This window comes from Lampropedia puyangensis (genome assembly GCF_004833285.1).
Classification (GTDB): Bacteria; Pseudomonadota; Gammaproteobacteria; order Burkholderiales; family Burkholderiaceae_C; genus Lampropedia; species Lampropedia puyangensis.
In genome coordinates this window covers 17,128-41,314 of record NZ_STFG01000001.1, presented here as the reverse complement: position 1 = coordinate 41,314, position 24,187 = coordinate 17,128, and the positions used below count along the sequence as shown (strand labels likewise).

The following is a 24,187-nucleotide window of genomic DNA, read 5'->3' as shown; positions in this document are numbered from 1 at the left end:
GGCTGCGAGTAGCCCTGCACTTTCAGTGCCTTTTGCATAACAACAACCAAGCTCAAACAATAACTATCTGGTCAAGCCCTCCGTCTTGCATGCAATTGTGCGCACCCATGCGAAAATAGGCTGATGTACTTATTGTTTGAAGAGGCTGGCAAATTTCTCGCTGGCCGTATCCTCGCCGAGGCCGATGCCTCCACCCAGGTTGAACTCGACAGCGGTAAACGCGTCAAGGTCAAAAAAGCCAACGCCTTGTTGGCTTTTGATAAACCCACACCCCAAACCCTGATCGCAAGCGCTCAAGCAATAGCGCCGGAAATCGAACTGGAGTTGGCATGGGAATTTGCACCCGAGGACGAATTTGGCTTTGCCGAATTCGCCAAAGACTATTTCAGTGCTGATGCCGACACGGCTCATCAAGTTGCGGCATTGTTTCGTCTTTATGAAGCCCCACACTACTTCCGCCGCGCAGGCAAAGGCCGCTTCAAAAAAGCCCCACAAGAGGTGCTGCAGCAAGCGCTCGCTGCCATTGAAAAGAAACGCCAGCTTCAACTGCAAATCGAAAGTTGGGCGACTGAATTGGCACAAGGCCGCACACCAGAACCGATTGCACAGCAACTCTACAAAATCCTCTTCAAACCAGATAAGAACGCTGCAGAATACAAAGCGGTGGTGGAAGCTGCTCGCAACACCCAATTGCCACCGCTGACTTTGCTGCAAAATGCTGGCGCCATTCGCTCCGATTACGAATTCCATTGGCAGCGCTTTTTGTTCGACCAATTTCCCAAAGGCTTTCGCTTTGGGGCGGTGCAAGCACCCCCACCCCCTGCTGACTTGCCCTTGGCGCCCGTACAGGCCTTCTCTATTGACGATTCCAGCACCTCAGAAATTGACGATGCTTTGTCGGTGCAGGGCTTGGGCAGTGGTGAAGTGACTTTGGGTATCCATATCGCCGCCCCCGCCCTGGCCATTCAAAAGGATGGCGAACTAGACCACATTGCCCGCGCTCGTTTCTCCACTGTCTACATGCCTGGTGCCAAGCTGACCATGCTTCCCAACGAAGTGGTCCAAACCTATACATTGGATGCAGGTCGCGCCAATCCAGCGGTCTCACTGTATGTGCGCTTTGATGAAACTACGCTGGAGCCACTGCACTACGAAACCAAGCTTGAGCAAGTCAATACGGCCCACAATCTCCGTCACGACAAAATTGACCATATCGTCACGCAAGAATGGCTGACCGGCGCCCCCGCCACCGAAGCCCCCGCAGGCGAGCAAGTGCCTGTGCCGGAAGAATTAATCGCACTGCAGCCTCAATTGGCGTTTTTGTTCCGCTTGGCACAAGTGCTCAAGAGCCGCCGCGAAGTGATTCGAGGCAAGCCAGAAACCTTCAACCGTCCCGACTACACCTTCCGCCTGCGGGAACAAGAAAGCGACTTCCCTACAGGTTCAGAAATCGTGGAAATCACCACCCGCAAACGGGGTGCGCCACTGGATTTGATGGTGGCTGAAGCCATGATCGTGGCCAACAGCCACTGGGGTGGCTGGTTAGCTGGTTTTGGTGTGCCAGCCATCTACCGCAGCCAGCACAGTTTGGCGCCCGGCATGAAAGTGCGCATGGGCACCAAAGCGCTACCCCATGCAGGTATGGGTGTGGCCAGCTACACCTGGGCCACGTCACCACTGCGCCGGTATGTGGACTTGGTCAACCAGTGGCAAATCATTGCAGCGGTCCAACATAGCCAAACCGCCGCTTTGGTTGCCCCATTCAAACCTAAGGATGCAGAGCTGTTTTCCATCATCAGTGGCTTTGATGCCGCTTACACGGCCTACAACCGCTATCAAAACGATATGGAGCGGTACTGGACGTTGCGCTATCTGGAGCAAAACGACATCCACGAATTGGATGCGGCCATCATTAAAGATGCCCAAGGTGGCGAAGCCGCCGTAGTCCGTGCCGATAGCCTACCGCTGGTAGTGCGCGTTATGGGGGCAAACGACCTCGCTCGCGGCGCGCGTGTACGGATCAAGCTCGGTCAAATTGATCTGCTGGCTCTGGATGTCAATGCCACCGTCATTGCCCGCCTCGATAGCGCTGCCGACCACAGCACCAATGACATGGATGAAGACGACGATACGCCACTCTCAGAATCGTTAACGATTGCTGTTGATCTGACCCCTGAAGCTGATGCGACCACAAGCACATCCACTGGATAATCTGCACCCGTGAAACGCCCATTCTTTCTTCAAAAAAAAACCTTCGGTCTTTGCCATCGCCTTGATCGTCTCTCTGACTGTGCACGCCGTTTTGCTGACCATTCGCTTTGTCAGTCCGCAAACGTTTGATCGTTTGCTCAATGCGCAGCCCCTTGAGATTATCTTGGTGAATGCACAAACTGACGAAAAACCAGAAGAAAGCAAAGCCCTGGCCCAGGTCGCAATGGCCGGTGGTGGCGATGCCGACAGTGGGCGCGCCACCAGCCCCACGCCATACTCAGCACTCACACGCATTGGCAGTGATTCAGAAGATGCGCAGCAGCGTGAGGAAACCCCTCGCGAGAAGCAAAACCGTACGCTGGCTGAACTGCGCAAAGTGGTAGCGGAGTACCCATTGCCGGACCCGCGCAAAGAAAATCTCAGCCCAGACGAAATCGCCCAAGAAGAAAAGCGTCTGCTTTTGGTGCAGCAGTTGGCCGAGATGGAAAAATTAGTCAAGCTCGAAAACGAACGGCCGAAGAAACGCTATGTTAGCCCAGCCACACAAGACTCCCCATCCGCGCTGTACCTCGACAATGTGCGCCGCGCCATTGAGGAACGCGGCACAACCCGCTTCCCCGAGCAAAATGGCAAAAAGCTCTATGGCCAATTGGTCGTAACCGTTCTGATCAACTTTGACGGTAGCATTCTGGAAGTAGACATACAGCGCAGCTCCGGCAATCTCTCGTTAGATCGCATTGCAGAAGCGATTGTGTATGCCGCAGGTCCTTTCGGCTATTTCACCCCTGAAATTCGCCGCACAGCAGACCAAATAGGCTTCACGTCCACCTTTGACTTCAAGCGTGATGCCACCCTGGTGACGGAATTCTAAAAATTTTCAGGAATCTCTTTAGCTACGCCAATTGTAGGGTCGCAGAACGTGCAGTTCACGCGCTCGTGCATGCCGCTTTCTCCGGGCTCCAGGGGACTGAATGCCTGCTGCAAGCCAAAGCTTTTGCCCTGTGCAATATAGGTGCTGCAGGTGAATACAAACCCATCATCTCAGCAAGAAAGGTTTGGCCACGTTCAGTATCCGCTTGAACTTGATTGTTCAGCATTTAATTACCCCCTTCATTGGGGTGCTCATCGCTTCTTTTCTTTCGCGACAACACCTGCGCAAGCGGTTGCTGAGTCCTTACAACGCGATCACAGGAAGTCAATTATTTGTTACCCTGATACCCATTTCTCGGCTTGATTACTGGCATACTCCCAGCCCTTTGGCCATACCGCATCGGCCAAAAATGGGGTTGGAGTCGTTAGTCAGGGCATGTCAGCAAGTCGAAAAAAAAGTCAGTCAATTCGCCGCAAGGGCGCAGCTAAAAACCGTTCCGTTCACCAGCTAGGAACGCGATTCTGGAAGAGCTTGTTGCTCTCGACATTTGCTTCTTTCTCCGCAGCAAGCTGTGCATTGAAGTTGCCTTGGCTGCAACGCATTGAGCACGAAGCACAAGCTCTGCAGGAACCCGCACAATGGATCAGCGCCTGGCTGCATGCGATCTGGCAAGAGCCGCTACCGCAAGGACTGCGCCCAAGTGCAGATGGCACAGCCATGCATTCCCACAATACAACAGATTTTGCGGAGTGCCGAGGATTGTTCCCTGCCCAGCAGGTGCCCGTATTGTTGCAAGCGCCAAGGCAAAGCTATGCACTGTGCTTTGATGCATTCGCCATTTTGTATAACGCCGACACCAAGACCCCAGCTTACGTGGTCGAACGGCTTAATCGCGACAGCTTACAAGCAGCACAGGCAATTAACCGAACCGATCGGTTTTATGCAGAGGCCAGACTCCCCAGCCATGCCCGAGCACAATTGGACGATTACCGAGGCTCTGGCTATTCGCGCGGGCACATGGCCCCTGCAGGCGATATGCCCAGTCCACAGGCGATGGCGCAGAGCTTCAGCTTGGCCAATATGGTGCCGCAAAACCAAAGTCACAACAGCGGGGCCTGGAACAAAATTGAACAAGACACGCGCAAGTACGCCATGCGTGCACGCGCAGATGTGTTCGTATTCACCGGCCCTGCCTATAAAAACGCAGTACCTGCGTATATAGGGTCATCGCGGGTAGCAGTACCAAGCCATGTTTTCAAACTGGTCTATGACGCATCAACCGGTCGCGCGTGGGCACACTGGCAGCAGAACCAAGCAGGGGGGCAACCGCTCAAGCCCATCACATACCAAGAATTGGTTGATAAAACGCGTATTGCTTTCTTGCCAACGCCAGGTTAAAGCTTTCTGCGATGGCGAATAGGGCGGGACTGGCATTAGAGTGTTTAGTCCCGGTATTTGATGGGTCAGGCCTATCTTGAATCGATCTGGCTCGCCAGGTGTTGTCGCAGCTGAGCGTGATCGTCGTAATATCAGTTTGCCGGCTTTGGGGTGCAGTTCAGTGAATGCAAACTTGGAGGTTCTATCGATTGCCACAAAGAGGTAAAGCCTGCCTTGAGCCGTTTGTACCTCTGCAATGTCGATGTGAAAGTAGCCAATCGGATAACTTTTGAACTTCTTCTTGATCGGCTTGCTGCCCTCAACTTCAGGCAATCTTGAAATCGAGTGACGCTGCAGGCAGCGGTGCAGGGATGAACGAGTCAAGCTTGGAACCGTTGGCTGCAGCGCATAAAGACAATCATCAAGGGGTAGCAACGTATGTTTGCGAAAGGCCACGATAGCGGCCTCTTCCACTTGGCAACGGTCTTTGGATAGATGCTGTAGCGCTTGGCAAGCGCTCTTAGGCTCTCTTGACTATTTTGTATCGCTCGGCGAACTGCCTCTGTCGTCATGGCGCTTGCGTGTAGAACTTGTCCCATAGCGCCACCCTCTATTCAGGAGTGAATAATGCACCATCAAAATTTGGACCCATACAACTGTGGGCATGCCAATGCATGCACCAACCTGTAACAGCACATCCGACGATAATGGTACTTTTGCGCGCTTAAACGCCTGCGCTGAAATAGGCGCCCCCACTACGCATGGGAGAGTACGTATGCCTGCTCTGTGCTTTGGTGCGTGACGACATCGCGACTCTGGTGCGACTGCCGCATGATGGCTGCGCTGTTTGTGCTTTATTAGTGGATTTTGCGTTTTGTACGCTATTGGTTATTGATTTGGAGGCTTTGTGCTTCGCTGGTTTGAACGACGACTTCCCCCCTTCCCCACGCAAGAACCACAGCTCCCGCCGACGAGGCTGTTTTCATTTATTTGGGCGAGTACACGCGGTGCGCGCGGCTATGTGGCTTTGCTGGCCGTGCTCAGCGCCAGCGTGTCCATTTACGAGGCGTGGCTGTTTGCCTTTTTAGGCCAAGTGGTGGATTTGCTCAGCGCCTGGCAAGTGGGCGGTGAGGCCACAGCCCATGAACGCCGCGTGCTTTGGGGCATTGCCACCGTGATGCTGCTAAGCATTGTGCTGGTGGCGCTGCGCACTTTGGTGCAGCACCAAACGCTGGCGATCAACCTGCCGCTGCGCCTGCGCTGGAATTTCCACCGCTTGATGCTGCGCCAAAGCATGGCCTTTTTTGCCGATGAGTTTGCGGGCCGCGTTACCACCAAGGTGATGCAAACGGCCTTGGCGGTGCGCGAAGTGCTGATGACGTTTGCCGAGATTGTGCTGGGCATTGGGGTGTATTTCATCACCATCATGGCGCTGGCGGCGAGTTTTGATTGGCGCTTGATGCTGCCCTTTATTGGCTGGATTGTGTTGTATAGCGCAGCCATGGCGTACTTTGTACCGCGCTTGGGGCGGGTGGGCAAAGAGCAGGCGCATGCACGTTCTTCGATGACGGGCCGCGTGACCGATGCCTATACCAACATCACTACCGTAAAGCTGTTTGCCCACACCAAACGCGAGGCACATTTTGCCCGCGCGGCGATGGCCGATTTCATGGAAACCGGCTACCGCCAGATGCGGCTCATCAGCCAGTTTGAGGTCGTCAACCAAATACTGGTGGTGGCTTTGATTATGGCCGCCGGTGGCTGGAGTTTGGCGCTGTGGCACGGCCAAGAAATTGGCACAGGCGCGGTCGCAGCGGTGATTGCGATGGCATTGCGGGTCAACGGCATGTCGCACTGGATTATGTGGCAAATGGCCATGCTGTTTGAAAACATTGGCACGGTGCAAGATGGCATTGCAACACTAACCAAGCGCGCGCAAGTGCAAGATGCAGCAGGCGCCCCTGCCCTGCAAGTCACACAAGGGGCGATTGCGTTTGAGCAAGTGGGCTTTACCTACAACCACGAGAAAACCGTGCTGGATGGCTTGAACTTGAACGTCAAACCGGGCGAAAAAATTGGCCTTGTCGGCCGCTCCGGTGCGGGCAAGTCGACCTTGGTTAACCTGCTGCTGCGTTTTTACGATGTGGACAGCGGCACCATTCGCATTGATGGGCAGGATATTCGCACCGTCACGCAAGACAGCGTGCGCCAAGCCATTGGCATGGTGACGCAAGATACGTCTTTGCTGCACCGCTCCATCCGCGACAACATTGCCTACGGCAAACCCGATGCGACAGAGGCGGAGATTCGCCAAGCAGCAGAGCGCGCGCAAGCCCTGCCCTTTATCGAAGAACTGACGGACCCTGAAGGCCGCAGCGGTTTAGACACCATGGTGGGCGAGCGCGGCGTAAAGCTCTCCGGCGGGCAGCGCCAGCGCATTGCCATTGCCCGCGTGATGCTGAAAAACGCCCCGATTTTGCTGCTCGATGAAGCCACCAGCGCCTTGGATTCAGAAGTGGAAGTGGCGATTCAAGACAGCCTCAACACCATGATGGAAGGCAAAACCGTGATTGCGATTGCACACCGCCTCTCCACCATTGCGGCGATGGATCGCCTCATCGTGATGGACAAAGGCCAGATCATCGAACAAGGCAGCCACCAAGAGCTGCTGGCACAAAACGGCGTGTACGCACGCTTGTGGCAACACCAAAGCGGAGGATTCTTGGGCCAAGAACACGTTTGAGCAAGCGGGGCGCAGTGCCTCTGCGCTGCACCATTCAGACCTTTAAGTAACCCAATACCACATCGCACATATGTACCAAGCGCTCATCCTGCGCATGGGTGGTACTGAGGTCTGCGCCGAACACTGCAGAGAGCGTGTAGTTGTTGGCTAAATAAAAATAGGCCATGCCTGCAATGGTGATGTAGAGCTGAATGGGATCGGCATCGGCACGGAAAGCGCCTTGCTGCTGCCCTTTGTGCAACACCTCGCGCAGCAGTTGCATTAAGGGGGAGTTCAAGCGTTTGACGCGCCCCTCTTCTTCAAGATGGCGGCCTTTGTGCAGGTTGGCACTGTTGAGAATGCTGAGAAACTCAGGGTTGGCTAAGTAGTAATGCCAAGTGAATTCGACCAGCTTGGCAATGGCCTGCGGGGGCTGCATGCTGGCCAACTCCAGGGCTTGTTCTGCCTGGCGAATGTCGGCATAAGCTTCCTCCAGCACGGCTTGGAACAACGCTTCTTTGTCGGTGAAATAGTAGTAAATCAAACGCTTGTTCAGCGCTGCCCGCTCGGCAATCCGGTCGATTCGCGCACCATCGAATCCGGCCAGTGCAAATTCTTGCTTGGCTGCCACCAAGATGGTGTTGCGCGAACGTTCGGCGTCACGTTGTTTGTCCTCAATACTGGATTTGCGCAGCTTGCTCACCAATTTCTCTCTTTTCTAGGTATGTATAGGCCGCCTGCGCACAACCCCTTGTTGCTGCACAGCTAGACCACGGTTTGGTGGCGCTGCTTACATACCTGCAAGGTCTGCTCACCACTGCATTGCCACCAATTGCGCTCAGAAAAAATCTCTACTTCGCTGTAGCCTCTAAACCCTGCGGCCTCAACCCATTGGCGTATTTTCTTGAGCTCCACCACTCCGTCGCCCATCATACCTCTGTCCAACAGGAGGTCGCGGGTGGGCGTAAGCCAGTCGCACACATGGTAGGCGAGCAAGCGCTTGGCACCTGCACGTACGATTTGCTGTTGCAGTTTGGGATCCCACCAAACATGATAAACATCCAATGCCACCCCCAATGCACCGGTAGCATCAGGATCCAAGGCATCGCACATATCCAGCGCATGCTCCAAGGTGTTGATGCAGGCACGATCTGCAGCTTGCATGGGGTGCAAAGGCTCAATCGCCAGTGGCATGCCTACCTCGCGCGCATACTCAAGCGAAGCGGCCAGCCCATCCAATACCTCTTGTCGGGCTCTGGCAATGTCGTGGTAATGGGCCTGCCCATCCAATGCTCCAGGTAACGCTCCAACCACCATAACCAGGCAAGGCGCATCCAAAATCTTGGCTTCATCAATCGCGCGGCGGTTATCGTCTAGCGCCGCACGCAGTCCAGCGGCATCAGCAGCAGGGAAGAACCCGCCACGGCAATAGCCAGACAAGGCCATGCCATGCGCACGAATTTGTGCAGCAATGGAGTTCAATCCGACAGCAGCCACTTGGTCTCGCCACGGGCTGACAGCGCGAATACCTGCGCTGGCGCATTGATCCAGCAAAGTGTTCAGCGCAACCTCTTGCCCATGCTGTTTGCGTATGGTGGCGGTGTTGATCGACAGCCAGTCAATGTCTTGAGAAAAATCACGCATCGCTGCCCCACCTTTATACGGAAGTGATGCCGTGCATGGCCATCAAAGTTCGCATGCGCTGAACCGCAAGATCAGGCTTGACCAAGACCTGAGCCTGGTCTGCCAGGCGGAACAACTCAGCAAAGTGCTGCAACGAGCGCGCACTTTGTTGCCCGCCGACCATGGCAAAGTGGTCTTGGTGCCCGTTGAGCCAAGCCATAAACACCACCCCAGTTTTGTAAAAACGCGTAGGCGCTTGAAAGATATGGCGGGACAGCGGCACAGTGGGTGCCAAGATGGCATGGAATCGCGCCTGATCGCCTTGCGCTAAGGCTTGCAAGGCTTGGCTGGCAGCGGGCGCAATAGCGTCAAAAATACCAAGCAGGGCATCGCTTTTGCCGTGGTTGGCTTCATCGCCAAAACCATCTCCTGCAATCAACTCGGCATAGTTGAAGTCATCACCCGTATACATGCGTACGCCCGCGGGCAGGCGTCTGCGCATGGCAATTTCTTTGTCTTTATCAAGCAAAGAAATTTTGATGCCATCAACCTTGTCTACGTGTGCAGCAATCACATCCAATGCCACATCCATGGCCTCATCAACTTGCGCACGCCCCCAGTACCCCGCCAAGGCCGGGTCGAACATATCGCCCAACCAATGCAGCACCACAGGCTGAGCAGCCTGGCTCAGAATATGGTCATACACGCGTACATAGTCTCGGGGCCCTTTGGCAACACGCGCCAAAGCACGACTGGCCATGACGATCAGTTTGCCCCCCAAGGCTTCTATCGCCTCCATTTGCAAGTCGTAGGCCGCAATGACCTCGTCAACGCTGGTGACGCGGTCCAGATCCAAATGGTCTGTGCCACAACCCGAGGCCACCATGGCACCGGGAACGTCCTTGGCCGCATCAAGGCTGCGCCTGATCAGTTCCAGTGAGGTAGGCCAATCCAGCCCCATGCCACGCTGAGCCGTGTCCATTGCTTCGGCCACCCCCAGCCCCAATGACCACAGGTATTGGCGGTAGGCAATGGTTTTGTCCCAATCCACAGCACTGCTCAACCATGGATCGTTCAAGGCCAGCGGATCAGCCACCACATGGGCAGCCGAGTATGCGATGCGATTAAATGCACCTGCCGCAGGCTTGGCGTTCAAGGGCGTGCCGCTGACGGTGTAGGTTTGCAGGCTGCGATCAGCCGTAGGTAAAACAATGCTGTGGGTCATATCGGCCTCTTAGACTTTGAGCTCAGGAACATCAATCCAGCGGCGTTCTTTCCAAGATTGCAGTGCCGCTTCCACCAATTGCACGCCCTTGGCGCCTTCAGGCAAAGTCCAGCGATACGGTGCGTCTTCCACAATGTGACGGATGAAGTGTTCCCACTGGATTTTGAAACCGTTGTCGTAGGTGTCGGTGTCAGGAATTTCTTGCCACTGGTCATTGAAATTCATGGTCTGCTTGACGTCAGGATTCCAGACCGGGCGTGGCGTAGCCACACGGGACTGTGCACGGCATTCCTGCAAACCGGCCACGGCAGAGCCATGCGTGCCATCTACATGAAAGGTCACCAAGTCATCGCGGCGCACACGTGTGGCCCAGCTCATATTCATTTGCGCAATCACGTGCTCGCCGTTGTGGCCTTTGAGTTCTGCTGTTGCGTATGCAGCATCGTCTGCGGTTGCCACATATTCTTTGCCTGCCTCATCCCAGCGCTTGGGAATGTGCGTCGCACCCAAGCACGAGATAGATTGCACTTGCCCAAACAGGTTATCGAGCACATAGCGCCAATGGCACATCATGTCCAAGATCATGCCGCCACCATCTTCACTGCGGTAATTCCAGCTAGGCCGTTGGATAGGCTGTAAGTCGCCTTCAAACACCCAATAGCCAAACTCCAAGCGGACGCTGAGCATTTGTCCAAAAAAACCAGCGCGGCGCAGCATATCGAGTTTGCGCAGGCCTGGCAGAAACAATTTGTCCTGCACTGCACCACTTTTCAAACCGCTGTCTTTGCGCGCTTGTTCTGCCAAACGGGCAATTTCCACAGCTTCATTGAGGTTGGTAGCAATCGGCTTTTCGCAATACACATGCTTGCCAGCACGGATGGCTTTGGCCAATAACTGTGGACGCATTTGCGTCGTTCCGGCATCAAAAAACACGGTGTCATCAGGGTTGGCCAAAGCGGCATCCAAATCCGTGCCCCAACGTTCAATGCCGTGCGCTGCAGCGAGTTTTTCCATTTTCTCGGCATTACGCCCCACCAAGATGGGATCCGGCATTACCCGGTCGCCGTTGGACAGCAGCACCCCACCTTGTGCACGAATGGCTACGATGGATCGAATCAGGTGTTGGTTCATGCCCATGCGGCCAGTGACACCGTGCATGATGAGGCCAAGTCTTTGTGTGCTCATATTGGTTCTTGCTATACGTTGAGTAGGAGAGAGAAGGAAAAAGAAACAGGTGCGGCCAATCAGCCCACCCTTCAGTTGAGTGGAATGCCTGCGGCTTTGACCAATGCTGAGTAACTTTGGATTTCGTCGTGGATGTAGCGGTCAAAGGCCTTGGGCTCCAAGGTCCAGGGCTCCACGCCAAGCGCTGTGAATCGGATCTGCACATCTGGGTTATTAACGGCTTTGACCACCTCATCGTGCAAACGCTGAACAATCGGCTCAGGTGTTCCGGCTGGCGCCAGCATGCCGATCCAGAAGACAAATTCAGAGCCTGGCACCCCCGCCTCGGCCGTTGTAGGCACATCAGGCAGCACAGAGGCACGCTTGGGAGAGCCCACGGCCAACGGCAACAAACGACCATCTTTGATATGCCCCACAACCGGAGCTATCGGTGAGAAGTAGTAATCCACACGCCCGGTCATCACTTCGCCCACCGCCTCAGCAGAGCCTTTGAAAGGAATGTTGAGCGCATCCAACCCAGCTGCCAGCTTGAATTTTTCTGCATTCAAGTGTGTGGCACTTCCTTGCCCAGCAGAAGCAAAGTTCAATTGACCCGGGTGGGCCTTGCCGTAGGCCACCAAGTCCGAAAGAGTTTTCATGCCCTTATCCGGCGATACCACCAGCACATTTGGCGATGTCACGATTGGCGTGATGCCCATGAAATCTTTTTCCGTATCAAACGGCAGCTTAGCAAAGGTTGAAGGGCTTACCGTGTGCGATGAGCTGTGGATCATGATGGTGTAGCCATCAGGCTGAGCCCCAGCAACGGCCATCTGCCCAATCGTGCCACTGGCCCCTCCACGGTTCTCAATCACCATGGTCTGCCCGAGGCTCTGCCCAACCTTGTCCCCAATCGCTCTGGCGATCAGATCCGTGGTACTGCCTGCAGCAAATGGCACCACCACCCGAATCGGTTTATTGGGGTAGTTGTCTTGCGCCTGAACAGTGCTTGTTGCTGCACATAGCGCCGCAGCCCATGCCGCCATCAATGCGAATTTCATGAATGTCTCCTGTTGTATTTGGTCAATCGCTCAATTCACCTTTCAGTGAATTAAATGCATTACAACGCAAACATTTCAAATCATTCAGCGGGTTTTCACCAATCAGTTAATTAAAGCAATACGCTTATCCATATACACATTGGCAACACAATCATTCAGGCATGAAAAAAGCGGCTTGCGCCGCTTTGCTGTGTCGCCCCGTTGGAGCAATGGCACACGCCGTGCCAAAAGCCTCAGAATTCACCCACTTTCCAGCGCCGAGGGCCATTGGTGCCGTCATTGCTGCGGCCCGTGCTAATGGCATTGTGTCGGCTGCTCCCCGGAACGACCTCGTAAGAGGGCATCGTACCGGCTGGTGTTACCGTGATCTCACGAGTTTGCCCATGCACACGCAACTCTTCAATGCGTGAGCCTGCATCTTGTTGGTAGCTGCGCACAGGGCTGCGCTCGGCTTCAGGCTGGCCTTTTGGCAATAACTCTGCCCCTTGTACGGACGCTGCTTTTTCTGACTGCGTTGCCTGACCCGATACCACCCTCTCAGACACAACCGGGGCTGCTTTAGCTGCAGCCTCACCCCCCGTTTGCTCTGCGGCCGCACTGCCCACGGCAGCAGCCAGAAACACAGCCATCACCACCTGGCGCGATGCCAGTCGAAACGCCACATTCAGCGGCTTGGAAGAGGTAAGAATTGAGGTCATGCATGCATTGTAATTTGCTCAGCGCCAGCGTGGCGACTTTATCAAGACCTCTGCCGTTGGCCTGACAGGCGCAGTCGCCTTGTAACAACGCAGCAATTCTCAGCACGTACCAGACAAGCGTATGGCGCACCGTGCACAATACGCGCCATGACAGCTCAAAACACTTTGGTCCTGGTAGATGGCTCCAGCTACCTCTACCGCGCCTACCATGCCATGCCCGATCTTCGGGCCGATCCAGGCAACCCCGACAGCCCCGCCACCGGCGCTCTGCGCGGCATGATCAACATGCTGCAGGCTTTACGTAAAGAGGTGCCATCGGCCTATGCCGTATGTGTATTCGATGCCAGCGGCAAGACCTTCCGCGACGACATCTACCCGGCTTACAAAGCCAACCGCTCCCCCATGCCCGACGACTTGCGCGCACAGATTGCGCCGATTCATCAAACCGTGCAGGCCATGGGTTGGCCCCTCTTGGCTATTGAAGGGGTTGAGGCCGATGATGTAATTGCCACACTGGCCAGCCAAGCGGCTGCGCAAGGCATGCAGGTATTGATTTCTAGTGGCGACAAGGATTTGGCCCAACTGGTCACACCACAGATTGTGATCTACGACACCATGAGCGGAAAACGCCGCGACGAAGCAGGTGTTCTGGCCGAGTTTGGCGTACCGCCGAGTTTGATGGTGGACTACCAAACTTTGGTGGGCGACACCGTGGACAACGTGCCGGGGGTGACCAAAGTCGGCCCCAAAACCGCAGCAAAATGGCTGCAGGAATATGGCAGTCTGGCCAACCTGCTCGACCATGCCGACGCCATCAAAGGGGTAGCAGGCCAGAACCTGCGCGATGCGCGCGACTGGCTGCCGACCGCCACTCAACTGGTGACCATGAAGCGCGATGTGCCAGACCTGCCCCCTTTGGCAGATCTGGCCATGCGCTCAGCAGACACAGCCACCTTGGCTACGCTATACCAGCACTATGGCTTCAAAGGCTTGTTGCGCAATCTGGGCGACTCCGCCGCGCCCCAAGGTGAGGCCCCCAGTGCAGCAGCGGCAGCAAACGCATCGCACACGTTGGATCTGTTTTCCGCCACCGTATCTGTAGGAACACAGGCACAAACGCCAATATATGCTCCAGTAGATGCTCCCGATGGTGGCACCACCACCGGATTCCAAGGCGAAGTCCAATACCGCACCATCCTGACCTGGGATGAACTGGAAGCATCGCTCGCCCAATGGATGGCTTCCGATTTAGTCGCTATTGATACAGAGACCACCTCTCTCGACCAAATGCGTGCCGAAATTGTTGGCATCAGCGTCTCGCTCACACCGGGTCAAGCAGCCTATATTCCTCTGGCCCATGACTACCCCGGCGCCCCGGAGCAACTGCCTCGCGATGCTGTATTGAACAAGCTCAAGCCATGGCTGGAAGATGCCGCACACGCCAAATTGGGTCAGCACATCAAATACGACCGCCATGTGTTTGCCAACCACGGCATTCAAGTCCACGGCTACACGCATGACACCATGCTGCAAAGCTATGTGCTTGAAGCCCACAAACCGCATGGGCTGGAAAGCCTGGCGCTGCGCCACACCGGCCGACAAGGCACCAGCTACGAAGCGCTGTGCGGCAAAGGTGCCTCGCAAATTCCATTCAGCCAAGTCGACGTGGAAACCGCCAGCCACTATGCCTGCGAAGATGCAGACCAAACTTTAGATGTGCATTTGGCCCTATGGCCACAACTGCAAGCGAACGCGAATTTACGCAGCATTTACGAGCTGGAAGTGGCCACCAGTGAAGTGTTGTTTCGCATGGAGCGCCTGGGCGTGCTCGTCGATGCGCCACTGCTGGCCCAGCAAAGCCAAGCCTTGGGCACGCGCATCGTAGAACTGGAAGAGCAAGCCTACGCACTGGCCGGTCAACCCTTCAATCTAGGCAGCCCTAAACAATTGGCCGAAATCTTCTTCGACAAACTCGGCATGCCCGTGGTGAAAAAAACCGCTACGGGCGCGCGCAGCACCAACGAAGAAGTACTGGAAAAACTGGCCGAAGACTACCCCTTGCCCGCCCGCATTCTGGAGCACCGCGGTCTCATCAAACTCAAAAGCACCTATACCGATAAGCTAGGCCAGATGGCCCTGCCTTCGACTGGCCGAGTGCACACCCATTACGCCCAAGCAGTCGCCATCACCGGGCGCCTATCGAGCACAGACCCGAACCTGCAAAACATTCCCGTGCGCACGGCTGAAGGGCGGCGCATTCGCGAGGCCTTTGTCGCCGCATCTGGCAATCGCATTGCAAGTGCCGATTACAGCCAGATTGAGCTGCGTATCATGGCCCACCTCAGCGGTGACGAGGCTTTGCTCAATGCCTTCTCGCATGGCGAAGACATCCACCGCGCCACGGCCTCAGAAGTGTTTGGAGTTGCCCGCGAGGACGTCAGCAGCGAGCAGCGCCGCTACGCCAAAGTCATCAACTTCGGCTTGATTTATGGCATGGGACGTTTTGGCTTAGCCAAAAATCTTGGCATAGACAACACCGCCGCAGGCAACTTCATCGAACGCTACTTCGAGCGCTACCCTGGCGTGCGCCGCTACATGGACGAAACCAAAGCCCAGGCCAAGGCGCAAGGCTATGTGGAAACCGTTTTCGGGCGCAGGCTCTATCTGCCAGAGATCAACTCCCCCAACGGACCACGCCGCGCAGGGGCTGAACGCGCAGCCATCAACGCCCCAATGCAAGGCACTGCCGCTGACTTGATCAAAAAGGCCATGGTCGCTGTGCAAGCCTTGATCGACAAGGACAACCCACGCATCCAGATGATCATGCAGGTGCACGATGAATTGGTCTTTGAAGTGCCAGAGAGCGAGATCGACTGGCTACGCCAGCACATTCCTGTGGCCATGGCCCAAGTCGCTGAGCTCAAAGTGCCGCTATTGGCAGAATTGGGTATAGGCAGCAATTGGGAGCAAGCGCATTGAATACCCGGCCTTTAGTACGTGCTCACGATCTCACACAAACGCCTGACAGCACTGCACGCAGACGATGCACCTGTTCAGCTGCGTCATCAAGCTGTCTCATGAGGGGTTTATAAGGCGCACTTCTTGCGTTTGCACAGCACCCCTAGCGGGAGTTCTGCGCAAAACCCACCTCAATCTCACTACCGCATTCTTTTTATCTCTATTGCCATGACTGCCATTTCCCCCAATTGCGCCTACCAAGCTGTCTTGTTCGATTGCGACGGCGTGTTAGTCGACAGCGAAGGCATCACCAACCAGGTGCTCTGCCAAATGTTCAACGAAGCAGGCTGGGCTTTGCGCTATGACGAATGCTATGCCATCTTCCACGGCATTGCAGTGCGCGACCAACGCCAGCGCATTGAGGCCGAAACCGGCAAACCCTTGACAGAAGCATGGATGGCCGACTTCTACGCCAGACGCAACGCGCGCCTGAGCACAGAGCTCGAAGCCGAGCCTGGCGCCATTGATGCCATCAAAGCCCTTCACCACCAGTTCGGTGGCCGCATTGCCTGCGCTTCTGGAGGCGATCCATTGAAGCTGGAATTGCAACTCAAGCGTGTGGGCTTGTACAGCTACTTTGAAGGCCGCATTTTCAGCGGTCAGGTTCTACCCCGCAACAAACCGCATCCTGATGTGTACCTCGCAGCGGCGAAATCACTGGGGATTGCCCCCGCGCACTGCTTTGTGGTTGAAGACTCCATCCCTGGCAGCACCGCGGGTATGGCAGCGGGCGCCACCGTCATTGGCTATGACAAGCTGGGCGACTATGTGCCAGGCATGCGTGCATTGGGTGTGCAACACTTCATCACCCATATGGGTGACTTGCCAGCAAAAATAGCCACATTGACAGGCCGCTCAGCGGCACTGCACAGCACCTGACAGGCACGCATAGACCAGCAGAGCGCAGCTAAATCTGTACCACTTCATTTACAAAGGATTGTTCGCATGTCCGTCGAATCTGCCTTGCAGGCCCGCTTTTCTGCCCGCGCCTTCACAGCCCAAGAACCTGATGCAGCGTTGGTGCAACGCATCCTGGTGCAGGCTGCACAAGCTGCTTCTGGCGGCAACTTGCAACCATGGCAGGTCATTGCCTTACGCGGCAGCGCACTGGAGGAATTGGTCACTGCGGTTCGCCAAAGCCCAGCGGACGATAACGACAACACACAATCCTATCCCGCCAACCTGTGGGATCCATACCGCAGCCGCCGCTACAAAAATGGCGAAGACCTTTACGCCAGTCTCCAGATTGGCCGCGACAACAAGCCCGCACGGCTGGAACAATTGGCCAAGAACTTCAGCTTCTTCGGCGCACCAGTGGGGCTGCTCATTTGTGTCGACCATCGCATGGGCAACGCGCAATGGGCTGACTTGGGTATCTACCTTCAATCGTTGATGTTGCTGGCTACCGAGCATGGTCTGGCCACATGCCCACAAGGCTTTTGGCGCCGCTACCAAAGTGGCCTCAAGCCTTTTCTCAACTTGCCCGATGCGTATATGGTGGCCTTTGGTGTGTCGCTTGGATACGCCGATATGTCAGCCCCCATCAATCAGTGGCGTGCCGACCGCGCCGCACCGCAAGAGTGGCTGCAACTGCGAGGCTTTTGATTGCACACTCTAAGAATGTGTTTACCAATCTCACCACCTGTTCACGTACGGGCTATGTTCAGCCTACAAAAGGCAGAATATCTCTCTCTTTTGGCGGCACCAGCGCCACAATGGTCCAGCCCGTTTTAACCACCAAAGGCCGGCCTTGGGCAACCACCCGCAGGCGCTCCTGTTCATCTACAGAGAACAAAGCGATGGCCTCCTGGCCATACAGGGCAAAGAAATCGTCCTTTCCAAAAGCCTCCGCCATGCGCGTCGCCTTGATACGCCAGCCCTGTTGCAAGCGCTCATGCAGCAAAGCAATCGAAGTGCTTGCGCCAAAGAGGTAAGGGGCCTTGATGCCTTCAGCGGCCTCCGCAGCAGCAGTGCCTTCGCCCGGCTCGCGAATGGCCAGCTCATACACGGCATTGCGACCAAATTCACTGCGGTAATACACACAAGCCAAGTTATTCAACTCTCGCCGCGACGACATGGCAAAAAGTTGGCCAATACCACTCAAGTCGAGTGAGTCCACAGCCCGTTCGCTGACCGGATCGCCATACCAAGTAGGCAAATTATCCATGCGGGCGGCCCGAACATCAAACCAATCATCATCTGCCAGTCGCACAGGAAATCCTTGAGCGATCAGCGCTTTGGCTATTTCTCGCGCGGGCTCATTCGCTCCAACCAGCAGCACGCCACGAGGTTTAGGGGCCAACACATTCAGGCGGCGCGCAATCGGCCCTGCAGTAAAGCTTTGCAGCACCACAGTGCCAATAATCAATGCGAAGGTCAGTGGCACCAAATAATCACTGCCATCCAGATTTTGCTGGTCCAGCTTCAGCGCAAACAAAGCAGAAACGGCCGCCGCCACAATGCCGCGCGGCGCAATCCAGGCAATCAAAGCACGCTCACGCCAGTTCAAACCACCGCCCACAGTACTGACCCACACCGCCACTGGGCGCACAATCAGCTGGGCAATCAGCAAGATGGCCAAGCCCATCCACCAAGCACCTGGCGGCAATGGCCAAGGCATGCGCGCGGCCAGCATGATGAACAAACCGCTGATCAACAGCGTACTGAGATGCTCCTTGAACGAAACAATTTCTTCAATCGCCAGACCTTTGATATTGGCCAAAATCATGCCCATCACAGTCACCGCCAATAAGCCTGACTCTTCTGCCATTTGGTTCGAACCTGAAAACGTCAGCAACACCAAAGCCAAGGTGCCATACGTTTGCAAAAACTCAGGGATCAAATGCCTGCGCAGCAACACCGCCAACACCAACGCACTGACTGCCCCCACCACAGAGCCAACCAACACGGTTTCGCCAAAGACCATCCATGAATGGCCACCCTGCCCGTTGCGCACAATTTCGTAAACCAACACGGCCAACAAAGCGCCAATAGGGTCAATCACAATCCCCTCCCAGCGCAGCACATTGGCAATGCGTATGTTGGGTCGCACGCTACGCAAAATCGGGGCAATCACGGTGGGGCCCGTCACACAAGTCAGCGCACCAAACAAAGCGGCTAAGCCCCACGATAGCCCCGCTATATAGTGCGCTGCCACTGCCAGCAGCCCCATGGTCACAACGGCGCCCACGGTTACCAGGCGCAGCACGGTTCCTTGCAGGCCACGCACCTCACGAAAACGCAAGGTGGCGGCACCTTCAAACAAGATGATGGCAACACCCAGCGAGATCACCGGAAAGAACAATTCGCCCAAAACAGCCTCAGGATTGAGCCAGCCCAAGGCAGGCCCCAAAATGAGTCCGATGAGCAGCAAGAACACAATGGCTGGCAAGCGCACACGCCAAGCCAGCCACTGCGCCAGAAAACCTGCGGTGATCAATGCTGCCAATTGCAGCGCGGCAGAAAATTGCATAAAGAAATCAAAATTCAAATAGAAAGAGAAAAGGGGGCAAATGCCCCCCGTTGTCCAGCATAACTGGCTAAGAGCGGCTAACACAACCCAGTAAACTGAAGGTTTGCGGTTGAAACTAGGCGCAAAACCGCAGGCAGTACAAGTAGTACGACAAGGTTTTGCTTACGACGTATCAAGGGTTGTGTTAGCTGCTCTAAACACGCTCTAAAAAACCACTGCCTACATCAGTCATAGGAGAAGGTATAGATCAGATCGACGGCACTGGCCTCACCCGTCTGGCCACGCAGGGTAATGCGACGAGTGATGTCATAAAACACATAAAACATGCTCGACGCCCCCGCCAAGCCCGCTTGGTAGGTGACATACAACTGGTCAGACAGGCGTTTGCCAATTTCAACACCATTCTGGCTCAAGCCCACCGTATCAAAGCCCAGACCTTGCGCCAAACCACTGCCCACACTGTTGGCAACCAACCCCAATGCCGCCTGCTGCATGGCGTTGCCATCGCCGCTTCCCGCATTAGGTGCGCGCCCCAGCAACACCCAAGACAAAGTCTCAGAGTCAGGCAAGGTCGGCTCCGAATACAGTTGCACACGCGGAGCTTGCGCCGTTCCTGTCACACGAACGCCAGCCGTCACGTCAATATTGGGGCGCACAGCCAGCATGTTGATGGATGGATTGGCGTAAGGGCCGTTGAACATGACAACCCCAGTTTGCACGTTAAGCGCTTGCCCCCAGGCGCGATAGCGGCCTTCATCGGTCCGAATCTCGCCTACGATCGCAACCGGGTCGTTGCCACGTGTGGTACTGCGGATGGCCAGTTCGCCTTCAAGGCGGGTCGTGATGCCATAGCCTTCCAGCGCAAAGTCGCGCCCCAGATCCAGCTTCACTTCCATGTCCATTGGCTTGGCCGTTTGCAGCTGGCCCGACACCATCTGTGCGTCGTCCTGCACATCGCTGCTACGCACAACCACCACATCACTGCCCAATGTCGGCGCACCAGAAGAAGGCAAGGTGATAGAAGCACGATCAACCTTGATATCACCACGCACCCGCATTTGCCCATTGTTCAATCCTGCAGCCAAGTCACCACTGAGGCTGATCTGCCGGTCACTGCGCACCAAAACCTGCATGGCCTCCAAGCGCGCTTTGATGTCCATCGCAATACCGGAGTTGTCTGCCGTCGCCGCCTGCCCCCAGTCAATGGTGCCGCTGGCTGTCAGTTGCCCGCGCTCGACCGGCGCTTGGGTGCGGTTGCCGCTCATACCACGCACATAGGCGTGGCTGCCAGTGCCGCCTTGAAAAACCAACTCATTGATGGTGAGCTGATCACCTGCCAAAGCCGCGCGTAAACGGCCATTATGTAAATCCACCCCGTCAAGAACGGAGCGCAAATTCAGTCCATCAGCCTGAATTTGCCCCTGCAATTGCGGCGCATTGAGCGTGCCAGCCAAGTTCACGTCTGCATTGAACGCCCCTGTAATGCGCCAGCCCAATGGAGCCAAACCAGCCCACACACCCAAATCTTGCATGCTGGCTTGTACCCGCCCACTCAAGGGCGCATTGTTTGCCAGTGTCCAGGCACCGGCTTGTTTACGCAATGTGGTCTGCGCATTGGCTTGCACCACACCGGCCCGCTCAGTGTCCCAGTTCAAAGTGGTCGCAATGGCATCGCCTTGCGATTGCACGCGCACCTCCAAAGTTTTGATACCTGCAGCGACCCCTTTGTTGTGTGGTTTCTGCATGGTTTGCACAATTTTGTCTTGTGCTTCGTTGGTGGTTTTGATTTCCTCAACCACCGGATCACCCAGCCACAAGTCACCGCGATCGCGTGTCAAGAAGGCCTGAATATCCAATGTATCGGCCACGCGCACATTCCAGCCCCCGCTCAATACCAAGCTCGAATGAATGCCCGCACCCTGCAATGGTGGGTTTTGCGGCACCAAACCGTCTGCCCATGCCAGCACCAACCCTTGGAGTTGGCCTTGGGTTTGCAGCGTGAAGGCACCATTAGCCCGCTGCGTAAAGGCAACGGGTTGCCATTGCAGGCTGAGCTGCTCGCCCTCTTTAGCTACGTCTGCAGGCGGTGTTAAACGCATCTGCCCTGCTGATGTATTGACCTGCAAGGTGCTACCCGGCTTGGCCGTGACCTGCAGCGGATCGACCAATTGCAAGCGCCAGGGCTGCTTTTGTTCTGGCAATGTCGCGGCTGCAGACAATTGATCCACCAGCACGGTCCAGGCAGCGGTGCCAGCCGATGTGGTCTGCGACAGTTTGGCCTGCGTTTCCCATTGCGCTTGCGCACCATTGGCTAATACATCGCCAGTCAACGCCAACGTGGCAGAAGAGGGGTCGCCCTGCAACTGCAAGTCCAACTGGCGCACATCGAGTTGCGTGGCTTTGGCGGCAACTGCTCCGCTACTGCCACCTGCACGAGACTGTCCTTTGTCCTGTTGCTCTGTAGGCGCTGAAGATGCCAATTCCAGCTTGAGCCCTTGGCTCTGCACCTTCGCCTGAAGCTGCACTTGCGATGCTGCCACCGGTTTTTGCATTTCATTGAGCCATTGCTGCCAGCCCCCTTTCCAGTCGGCATCCAGTCGCAACTGGCCCGATGCTTTCATCGTCGGCAATTGACTGCCGACCACAGGCAAGGTTGTGAGCCATTGCACCAGCTCTTGCGCCGAAACCACATTCAGCGCAAGTTTCCCAGAACCTGTATTGAGTTGCATGTGCGTATCCGCATCCATGCTCAGGCCCGGTGCTGCGGCTTTGATGGTCGCTTCAATTTGGTCGGCTTGGGGCAAAGCCACACGAACGGCATTGGCATCGACCTTAGCAGCCAATGCATCAAGATGCACACGCTCTACCGTTAACAAGCTGGGGCTCCATTGCCCTTTGGCCTGCAGGGCCCGTACGTTCCAGCGGCTCGTCCTAGCCTTAGTACCTGCGGCTTGCGCGTTGTGGATGTCCACATCAAAATCGACCTGAGAATCCAATGCCCCCACAACCGACAATTGCCCATTGAGTGCAGGTGCTTGCTCTGCGGCCAATTCACTATGGATTTGCACCAAAGGCAATTGCTGAACTTGGCCACGCACATCCAACTGCTGGGATGCCGGATCAAAAAAACCGCTCAACTGCACTTGCCCATCTCCGACATGGGCTTGCGCAGTCTCCACAATCCAACGCTGTGGCGTCATTTGGGCTTGTGCCACCAAACGCGTTAAGGGCACACGTTGCTGGTCAACCAACCCCGCGCTGGTATTACGGATGTCGGTTGCAATAGCCCATTGCGCCTGGGTGATATCAGTGGCTGCCCCGCCACCATTTGCCGCCAATGGTGCAATCGTGGCTTGGCCTGTAAAGGCTGTTTGTGGCAATGACGCCATCAAAGGCTGCAGGTTGACTTCATCAAGCTCCAAGATCACTTGGGCGTCGCCCCATTGCTGTGGCGTTGCGCTGCCTTTGAGCTGCACATGGCCAGCGGCCTGCTCGCCTTGCAGATCGACGCGGGCTTGCTCGATCGTCAATTGTGTGGGGGCATAGTGCAACTGCGCAGCAATGCTGCGTACCGGTAGCTGCGCCTGATCCCATGCACCGGGCGTGGCGTTATCCAGTTGCACCACGACTTTCCACATGGAAGATGCCAAGTCAGCAGCTGCAGTTGTGCCAGACGCATCGGGCTCTATACGTACAGTGCCTTGCAATTGGGTTTGCGGTGCCGCCGCATGGAATGCATGTGCATTCAACTGCTGCAATTGCAACAGCGCAGTTTGCACGGGTTGCTTGCGCCAAGGGGCGATTTCAGCATGGAGTGCAATTTGAGCGCCCGGCGTGGCGGTTTGTGCTTCTGATTGCGCCGCACGCATAGGTTTTAGCAAATCTGTCGCCTCGCTCACTGGCAAACTCTGGCCTTGCTCCTGCCCGTCCAGTTGAATGCGCAGCAAAGCAGCATCACCACCAGCGAGACTGCCATCGGCCGTCAATAAGGCATGCATAGTCAATGGCACATCTGGCACCAATTGGTGCAACCAAGCCCCTACAACACCATGCACAGAGAGATCATTTGCACCCACATTCAGTTGGGCTTGTACGCGGCTATCTCCATACTGCAGACTATTTAATTGCAGCGCATGCTGCTGGCCGTCATAGCGGTATTGCGCGGCCAAGTGCTCAATCGTTTGTGTTTGACTACTGCCATCGTCAGCCACGGACTCCACCTCCAGACGGCCCACCTGCAATGGCACGCTCACATGAATAGGCAAGGTAATGCGCTCTGGCATCACAAAGGGTTCTTGAGGTGGTTCAGGTTGCTGCGGCGTGGGTGTTAACCGGACGTGGATACGATCAGCCTGCAATGCCCGAACATCCAGTGCGCGGGAGAACAGCTGCGACAGGCTCCAATCGAGCTTGAATTGCTCCACCTCAACGGCCACACCTGGCATTGACCATTGCAGTTGCTCGACTGCCCCCCCCCCCAGTGATAGAACCTTGGGCCCCTGCATAGAGCAAGGACTGCTCTTGCGGCAAATATTTTTGTGCCAACTGCAAGGTACGCGGTAGAGAATCAGCACTGCTGGCCCATGCCAGCAAAGCCCCAAAAGCCACTACTACCAACAGCACCAGCGCCAGTAACAACCACAGCACGCGCCGCAACCAACGCCGGCCAGCAGCGACTGCAACAGGAGCCGTATCAGAGTCCGAATGACGATCAGCCATACAAATCAAAACCTTTTCTTATTGGT

General features: G+C 55.8%; 16 protein-coding genes and 1 pseudogene. 7 read left to right on the top strand and 10 right to left on the bottom strand.

What is annotated here, in order from left to right; translation table 11 throughout:
* Positions 1 to 123: 123 nt before the first annotated feature.
* The 3 genes from E9531_RS00160 (at position 124) to E9531_RS00150 (ending at position 4,480) form a co-directional block, all read left to right on the top strand.
* Complete coding sequence (locus tag E9531_RS00160) at positions 124 to 2,211, top strand: ribonuclease catalytic domain-containing protein (RefSeq protein ID WP_136571721.1); 2,088 nt, start codon at positions 124 to 126, stop codon at positions 2,209 to 2,211.
* Positions 2,212 to 2,272: 61 nt separating this feature from the next.
* Positions 2,273 to 3,082, top strand: a complete 810-nt coding sequence (locus E9531_RS00155; RefSeq protein ID WP_342210837.1) for an energy transducer TonB — start codon at positions 2,273 to 2,275, stop codon at positions 3,080 to 3,082.
* A gap of 435 nt (positions 3,083 to 3,517) precedes the next feature.
* Positions 3,518 to 4,480: a DNA/RNA non-specific endonuclease gene (locus tag E9531_RS00150; RefSeq protein ID WP_136571719.1), complete on the top strand. Its 963-nt coding sequence runs from the start codon at positions 3,518 to 3,520 to the stop codon at positions 4,478 to 4,480.
* 132 nt (positions 4,481 to 4,612) lie between these two features.
* On the opposite strand, the pseudogene E9531_RS00145 reads toward E9531_RS00150, so the two are convergent.
* Positions 4,613 to 5,058, bottom strand: a pseudogene (locus E9531_RS00145) (transposase family protein); the annotation flags it as partial.
* A gap of 308 nt (positions 5,059 to 5,366) precedes the next feature.
* Here E9531_RS00145 and E9531_RS00140 point away from each other — a divergent pair.
* Complete coding sequence (locus E9531_RS00140) at positions 5,367 to 7,202, top strand: ABC transporter ATP-binding protein (protein WP_136571718.1); 1,836 nt, start codon at positions 5,367 to 5,369, stop codon at positions 7,200 to 7,202.
* 34 nt (positions 7,203 to 7,236) lie between these two features.
* Here E9531_RS00140 and E9531_RS00135 read toward each other — a convergent pair whose 3' ends face one another.
* The 6 genes from E9531_RS00135 to E9531_RS00110 form a co-directional block, all read right to left on the bottom strand.
* Positions 7,237 to 7,884, bottom strand: coding sequence for a TetR/AcrR family transcriptional regulator (locus tag E9531_RS00135; RefSeq protein WP_136571717.1), 648 nt, complete (start codon positions 7,882 to 7,884; stop codon positions 7,237 to 7,239).
* Positions 7,885 to 7,946: 62 nt separating this feature from the next.
* Positions 7,947 to 8,825, bottom strand: coding sequence for a sugar phosphate isomerase/epimerase family protein (locus E9531_RS00130; protein ID WP_136571716.1), 879 nt, complete (start codon positions 8,823 to 8,825; stop codon positions 7,947 to 7,949).
* A gap of 13 nt (positions 8,826 to 8,838) precedes the next feature.
* Entirely contained in the window at positions 8,839 to 10,029 is a 1,191-nt protein-coding gene (locus E9531_RS00125) for a dihydrodipicolinate synthase family protein (protein WP_136571715.1), read from the bottom strand.
* A gap of 9 nt (positions 10,030 to 10,038) precedes the next feature.
* Positions 10,039 to 11,214 carry a Gfo/Idh/MocA family protein gene (locus E9531_RS00120; protein ID WP_136571714.1) on the bottom strand — a complete coding sequence of 392 codons (1,176 nt, stop codon included), beginning with the start codon at positions 11,212 to 11,214 and terminating at the stop codon, positions 10,039 to 10,041.
* A 71-nt stretch (positions 11,215 to 11,285) separates the two neighbouring features.
* Complete coding sequence (locus E9531_RS00115; RefSeq protein ID WP_136571713.1) at positions 11,286 to 12,254, bottom strand: tripartite tricarboxylate transporter substrate binding protein; 969 nt, start codon at positions 12,252 to 12,254, stop codon at positions 11,286 to 11,288.
* Positions 12,255 to 12,487: 233 nt separating this feature from the next.
* Entirely contained in the window at positions 12,488 to 12,952 is a 465-nt protein-coding gene (locus tag E9531_RS00110; RefSeq protein ID WP_136571712.1) for a hypothetical protein, read from the bottom strand.
* A 147-nt stretch (positions 12,953 to 13,099) separates the two neighbouring features.
* Between E9531_RS00110 and polA the strand changes: the two genes are divergently transcribed.
* From polA to E9531_RS00095, 3 genes are all read left to right on the top strand, one after another.
* A complete protein-coding gene (polA, locus tag E9531_RS00105; protein WP_136571711.1) occupies positions 13,100 to 15,931 on the top strand; it encodes a DNA polymerase I in 2,832 nt (943 codons plus the stop codon).
* Positions 15,932 to 16,138: 207 nt separating this feature from the next.
* Positions 16,139 to 16,849, top strand: a complete 711-nt coding sequence (locus E9531_RS00100) for an HAD family hydrolase (RefSeq protein ID WP_136571710.1) — start codon at positions 16,139 to 16,141, stop codon at positions 16,847 to 16,849.
* Between the two features lie 66 nt (positions 16,850 to 16,915).
* Complete coding sequence (locus tag E9531_RS00095; RefSeq protein ID WP_136571709.1) at positions 16,916 to 17,575, top strand: nitroreductase; 660 nt, start codon at positions 16,916 to 16,918, stop codon at positions 17,573 to 17,575.
* A gap of 58 nt (positions 17,576 to 17,633) precedes the next feature.
* On the opposite strand, the gene E9531_RS00090 is transcribed toward E9531_RS00095, so the two are convergent.
* From E9531_RS00090 to E9531_RS00080, 3 genes are all read right to left on the bottom strand, one after another.
* On the bottom strand, positions 17,634 to 19,442 hold the full coding sequence (locus E9531_RS00090; RefSeq protein ID WP_136571708.1) for a cation:proton antiporter: 1,809 nt from the start codon (positions 19,440 to 19,442) through the stop codon (positions 17,634 to 17,636).
* A 224-nt stretch (positions 19,443 to 19,666) separates the two neighbouring features.
* Positions 19,667 to 23,947, bottom strand: a complete 4,281-nt coding sequence (locus tag E9531_RS00085) for a translocation/assembly module TamB domain-containing protein (RefSeq protein WP_136571707.1) — start codon at positions 23,945 to 23,947, stop codon at positions 19,667 to 19,669.
* The gene (locus E9531_RS00080) at positions 23,868 to 24,161 is read right to left on the bottom strand and encodes a hypothetical protein (RefSeq protein WP_136571706.1); all 294 of its coding nucleotides are present in this window, start codon (positions 24,159 to 24,161) and stop codon (positions 23,868 to 23,870) included. The genes E9531_RS00085 and E9531_RS00080 overlap by 80 nt, the downstream gene beginning before the upstream one ends.
* Positions 24,162 to 24,187 lie beyond the last annotated feature (26 nt).